The 6,018-nt window shown below is 61.3% G+C and carries 5 protein-coding genes; all 5 read right to left on the reverse strand.

Translation table 11 applies throughout. The annotated features are described in order from the left end of the window. The coding region (locus KBT70_RS03930; protein ID WP_296629051.1) for an ATP-binding cassette domain-containing protein at positions 1–326 on the reverse strand (326 nt) is incomplete at its 3' end. Next, the gene (gene urtC, locus KBT70_RS03935) at positions 323–1,507 is read right to left on the reverse strand and encodes an urea ABC transporter permease subunit UrtC (protein ID WP_296629053.1); all 1,185 of its coding nucleotides are present in this window, start codon (positions 1,505–1,507) and stop codon (positions 323–325) included. The genes urtC and KBT70_RS03930, both read right to left, overlap by 4 nt. A 3-nt stretch (positions 1,508–1,510) precedes the next feature. Beyond that, the gene (urtB, locus tag KBT70_RS03940) at positions 1,511–3,484 is read right to left on the reverse strand and encodes an urea ABC transporter permease subunit UrtB (RefSeq protein WP_296629055.1); all 1,974 of its coding nucleotides are present in this window, start codon (positions 3,482–3,484) and stop codon (positions 1,511–1,513) included. Positions 3,485–3,550: 66 nt separating this feature from the next. After that, complete coding sequence (gene urtA / locus KBT70_RS03945) at positions 3,551–4,813, reverse strand: urea ABC transporter substrate-binding protein (protein WP_296629057.1); 1,263 nt, start codon at positions 4,811–4,813, stop codon at positions 3,551–3,553. A 340-nt stretch (positions 4,814–5,153) separates the two neighbouring features. Then, the gene (locus KBT70_RS03950) at positions 5,154–6,014 is read right to left on the reverse strand and encodes an ABC transporter permease (protein ID WP_296629058.1); all 861 of its coding nucleotides are present in this window, start codon (positions 6,012–6,014) and stop codon (positions 5,154–5,156) included. Positions 6,015–6,018: the final 4 nt, after the last annotated feature.

Below are 6,018 nucleotides of genomic sequence, written 5' to 3' on the forward strand. Positions count from 1 at the left end.
TTGGCCTTGAGTGCCATGGCGAGGTTCTCACGCACAGTCTGCGCCTCAAAGACTGTCGGTTTCTGAAACTTGCGGCCAATGCCTGCCCGCGCAATCTGGCTCTCACTCAGACCTAAGAGCGACACGTTCTTCTCGCCCCAGATCACCCGGCCCTCATCAGGCCGCGTCTTGCCGGTGACGATATCCATAAAGGTTGTCTTGCCCGCGCCATTCGGCCCGATCACAGCGCGCAACTCGGGCTCTGCCACCTGAATCGACAGATTGTTGATGGCGCGGAATCCATCAAAGGTGACAGAGACGCCCGAGACTTCGAGAAGCGTGGTCATGGTTTTCTCACGATCATGTCAAAAAGCCCCCCGATACCGCGCGGGAAAAACAGCGTGACCGCGACAAAGCCCAAACCAAGCAGAACCAGCCACCAATCAGTCCAGTTGATCGTGTAGACCCCGAGGTTGATATTGGGCGCGCCGCCACCCGTGAACCAGCTTGACGCAAGGCTGACCACAGCCGCCCCGATCACAGCCCCATAGAGCCGCCCGCGCCCACCGATGGCCACCCAGACCGCAAGATAGATAGAGGCAATCGGCGCGATCTCTGCCGGGTTGATAATCCCCGCCTGCGGATAATACAGCGCACCGGCGATGGCCGAGACAACGGCGGTCAGGGTAAAGATCACCAGCTTGTAACTCTCGACATCATAGCCCAGAAACCGCACCCGCGCCTCATTGTCGCGAATGGCGCGGATGACCGAGCCGAACTTGCCGGACACGAGCCAAGCAAACACCAGATAGCCCAGCCCCAGCGCCAAGGCAGAGGCCCAGAAGAACCACAGCGACAGGGTAGATTGCGGCAGATGGTCGAGACCGGGGATGTTCTGCAACCCCGAGAGGCCATTGTTGCCGCGCAACCCGGTGTCGTTCTGAAAGAGGTAGAGCGACAGCGCCAGCGTCATCGCCTGCGTGAGAATGGACAGGTAGACGCCCGTGACACGGCTGCGGAACGCCAGCCAGCCAAAGACCAGCGCCAAGAGGCCCGGCACCAGCACCACCATCATCAGTTGCAGCGTGAGACTATGGGCAAACCCCCAGAGCCAAGGCAGCTCATTGCTCCCCACCACGCCGAAAATCTGGCTGGCGATGGCATTCTCGATCTCGCCCTGCGTCGGCGGAATGGGCGTTGCCGAGAGCGACTCTATCACGATCCCTTGGGTGCGCGCATACATCAGCCACATGCCGATGGCATACCCCCCAAGCCCGAAAAAGGCGAAATGCCCAAGGCTGAGAATGCCGCAATAGCCCCAGACCACGTCCATCGCCACGGCGATGAGACAGAGGCAGAGCGTCATGCCGAGAATCTTGACCATCGAGGTGGAAATCAGGGCAAGGCCAAACCCCTCGGAAAGAACCGTCACGCCCAAGGTAAAGAGTGCGAGGCAGCCAAGGAACCACAGGACCGACGGATTTTCCGCCAGAAACCGCCTACGCGGGGCAATCTCGGGTGTGCTCATGGCTCAGTCCCCCGCCGCGCGGCCCTTGAGGGCGACGATGCCCTTGGGCCGGAATTGAATGAAAAGGATGATGAAGAGGATCATATAGGTCTGAGCGGCCAGCGTGTTCGAGGGGTTGAACCACTCGATCCCCTTTTGCAGGAACCCGATGAGCGAGGCCCCCGCCAGCGTGCCCCAGACATTGCCGACGCCGCCCACGACAACGGTCATGAAGCTCTGGACGATGTAATTGGCCCCCATCTCGGAGGTGACTTGTGCATAGAGGCCAATCGCCACGCCCGCGATGCCCGCGATACCCGACCCAAGGCCGAACGTCAGCATGTTGATGCGGTCCGGGTCGATGCCCATGCTGGCCGCCATGCCGGGATTTTGCGTGACAGCCCGCACCTCAAGCCCCAGCCTTGTGCGCTTGAGGATAAAGAGCAAAAGCGCCAGAAAGATGAGGGCGAGAACAAAGATCGCCACCCGGATATTGCTGATGCTCACGATGTCATTCAGCGTCAGCGCGCCGCTCAGCCAGTCGGGCGCGGTCAGCGGGCGCGCCTGCGTGCCAAAGATGTTCTTGGCCAGTTGTTGCAAGGCAATCGAGATGCCAAAGGTCGCAAGCAGCGTTTCCAGCGGCCGGGTATAGAGATGCCGGATCACCAGCCGCTCCATCGCCACGCCCGCACCAAAGGTCACGACAAAGGCCAGCGGCAGGGCGACAATCAGGCTGACGGTGTAATCAGGGATAAAGAGCTGCACCACATAGCCGGTATAGGCCCCCATCATGATGAACTCGCCATGCGCCATATTGATCACGCCCATCACGCCAAAGGTGATGGCAAGACCGATGGCCGCAAGGAAAAAGATCGACGCGAGCGATAGCCCATCGAGCACCAGATCGAGCGTCTGATAGAGGCCAAGCGCGCGCGATGTGGCGGAGAGTGCATCCTCGGCGGCGGTCGTTACCTCGGGGTTGGGTTCGGTATAGACCTCGTAGAACACATGCGCCGCCACGGCACGCGCCACCTCATCCTCGGCGGCGCGCGGCGGCACGGTGCCCGCGGCCTCTAGTGCCTCATAGGCGCGGGCGCGGGCGGCATCGGTGTTGAGCAGATGCAAGGGCACGCCACCCACCGCCCCATCGACGATATGCTGTGCCAGCACGTCGCGGCGGTCCGTGGCACTCTGACGGGGGGGCGCAAGATTGGCGGCCACCAGCCTGTCATAGGCTTCGACCTCGGAAATATCTGCGCCAACCTCAAGCACGCGCGCAACATTGGCCCCCTCCGGCACGGCGGTGCCTACACTCGGCACGCGCGCGGTCAACTGGTTGAGCACGCTGCGCGCCTCGATGCTGGTATCCCCGGCCAAGCCCTCGATCGCCGCGAGGCGATAGGGCAGCGCCGATGCGAACTGCGCCGTTAGTAGCGTCAAGAGCCGCTCTTTGCGCTCTTTCAGCGCGGCATCACTCTCTCTCTCGATGGACTGGCTCAGCGGGTCGATCTGGCTTGCGTCACCGCTGCGGGCAATCGCATCAAGCGCCGCCGCCCGTCGCGCCGGATCAGGGGCGTTCAATTCATAGGGCACCAGCGCCGCTGCAATCACCCCGCGAACCCCGGAATTGGGACGGATCTGATTGACCTCGCGGCTGCTGACCTCGGCTACCGCCGCGCCGCTGTCGATGTCGATCAGACGCAGCGCGCCGGCTGTCTCTTCGGCGTAGAAAAACAGCCCATCACTGGGTCGTTCATAGACCCCACGATCCTGCCAGCGCAGCAAGAAGTCTGCGGTGCCGGGCCGATCAGCGGCCATCAGCGCGCCCAGAACCCCCTCGACGGTGCTGCGCGACGGCTTGGCGATGTCGGCTTGATACTCTTGCAAGAGCGGCTGCAACCCCTCTTGCGCCAGTGCCGCGACGGGCCGCAGCAGAGACAAGAGGACAATGGCCAGCACTGTCGCCGCAAGCCGGGCGAGGGAAAGGATCGAACGCATCTGGATGAAGGCCTTGCTCGAGAGGAGAGGCGCGCAGCGGCATCCGCCCTGCGCGCCCGGTCCGCGTCAGTAGTTCGAGGTCATCTGCACGCAGGTCTTGGTTTCGGTATTGTACATACCGCAGCCCAGATCCTTCCAATCGCTCGTGAGCGGCGCGCTCTCGGGCAGATAATCGGTCCAGGCATCGCCCGGCACCTCTGTTGTCTGGCTGATGATGTCAAACTGGCCATCAGCCCGGATTTCGCCGATCAGCACCGGCTTGGTCAGGTGATGGTTGGGCAGCATGACAGCCGTGCCGCCTGTGAGGTTGGGGAATTCCTGCCCCCACATCGCGGTGCGCACGGCATCCACATCGGTGGTGCCCGCTTGCGTGACCGCATTCACCCACATGTTGAAGCCGATGTAATGCGCCTCCATCGGGTCGTTGGTCACGCGGTTTTCACCGGCATAGGCCTTCCACGCCTTGACGAATTCGGCGTTGATCTCGGTATCGGCGGATTGGAAGTAGTTCCACGCCGCGAGATGCCCAACGAGTTCGGTGGTATCCAGGCCCGACAGCTCTTCTTCACCAACCGAGAAGGCGACAACGGGAATGTCATCCGCGCTGACACCGGCGGCGGCCAGTTCCTTGTAAAAGCCGATATTGGCATCCCCGTTGATCGTGGAAATCACGCCCACCTTCTTGCCGCCTGCGCCCAAGGCCACGACATCCGCCACGATGGTCGCCCAGTCGGAATGACCGAAGGGGGTGTAGTTGACAAAGATATCCTCAGCCGCGACGCCTTTGGATTTGAGGTACGCATCCAGAATGTTGTTGGTGGTGCGGGGATAAACATAGTCAGTGCCCAAGAGCGCAAAGCTCTCGACGCCAAGTTCGTCGATGAAATAATCCACCGCCGGGATCGCCTGCTGGTTGGGCGCGGCACCGGTGTAGAAGACATTCTTCGAGGATTCTTCGCCCTCGTATTGCACCGGATAGAACATGAGGCCGTTTAGTTCCTCCAGCACCGGCAGGGCGGATTTGCGGCTGACGCTGGTCCAGGAACCGAAGATCACATCGACCTCGTTCACGGTCAGCAATTCACGCGCTTTTTCCGCAAAGAGCGGCCAGTCCGAGGCCGGATCGACCACGACCGCCTCGATCGGACAACCCAGCAGCCCGCCTTTGGCGTTTTGCTGTTCGACCAGCATCAGGACCGTGTCCTTGAGCGTGGTTTCCGAGATTGCCATCGTGCCCGAGAGCGAATGCAGCACGCCCACCTTGACGGGGCAATCCTGAGCCAGCGCCGGTGCCGTCGCCAGAACGGTGGTCGCAACGAGGCTCGCCATAAATGTTCTTGTCGTCATTTCTTACGGAACTCCCATGTCCGGGCTGCGCGCGTCGTGGCGTTGTTCAATTTCGGGTCCCCCACCGTCATTTTGGCGACGCAGCATTTTGTTTGCACCTCTCCACAGAGGAGCGCGGTCCGTCTGGACCGGCGCCGCCCTGCGAGGGTCTGAGCCGTTTCAGGCATGAGGAAGCAAACAGATTTGCCGCGAATTGCTCTAGCGAGAGCGTGCAGCGCGGCGGTCAACCGGCCAAGATTGCCGCTTTTTGAGCAGTTCTAAGGCGCGCCGCCCATTTTATTTGCGGTTGCAGAAAATAATGCCGCGTCGCGGCATTGGGATGTTAGGGCTTTTGCCCGCGCCCTTGGACGAGAATGCCCAACAGGCCCAACAGGCCCGATCCCACCATCAGCGTCACCGAGACCGCGTTGAGCACCGGGGTCGAGCCTTCGCGCATCCGGTCGAACATCGTCACCGTCAGCGGCGCATTCGACCCGTTGAGGATCAGCGTGGTGTTGAAATTCTCGAAGGAAATCAAAAAGGCCACGATCCCCGCGCCAAAGAGTGCCGGGCGCAGCCATGGCAGGGTGATGGTCAAAAAGACCACCGCCGGCGTCGCCCCAAGGTTGAGCGCTGCCTCTTCCAGCGTGCGATCAAAGCGGCGCAGGCGCGCGGCGATCACCAGTGTCGCAATCGTGGTGATAAAGGAAAACTGCCCGAGAATCACCAGAAAGAGCCCCGGTCGCAGGGCCGAAATCTCGTAACCCGTCAGAGAATTCACCGTCTCTGCCAGCGTGGACGAAAACACGAGGATGGAAATGCCAAGGATCACCCCCGGAATGACCAAGGGTGCCAACATCATGATATAGGCGAATTCCTTGAACCGGAATTCATGGCGATCAAAGAGAAAGGCCGTCGTGGTCGCAACCGTCAGCGATAGCGCCGTGACCCAGAACGCGACAAAGGCCGAATTGAAAAATCCCGTGACAATACGCCGGTCGTTGATCAGCCCAATGCGGGGCTGCTCTGCCCCGATGAACCAATCCAGCGTGAACCCTTCCCATGGCAGGCCGGGAAACTGGCTGTCGTTGAAGGCAAAGACCGCCACGACCGCCAGCGGCAGTGCCATGTAGACGAAGAAGAGTGCCACATAGGCCGCGTAGGCAAAGCGCAAGAGCGGCGAGCGGGGGAGAGAGGCGAGCATTCTA

The organism is Roseovarius sp., from assembly GCF_018066915.1.
Taxonomy (GTDB): domain Bacteria; phylum Pseudomonadota; class Alphaproteobacteria; order Rhodobacterales; family Rhodobacteraceae; genus Roseovarius.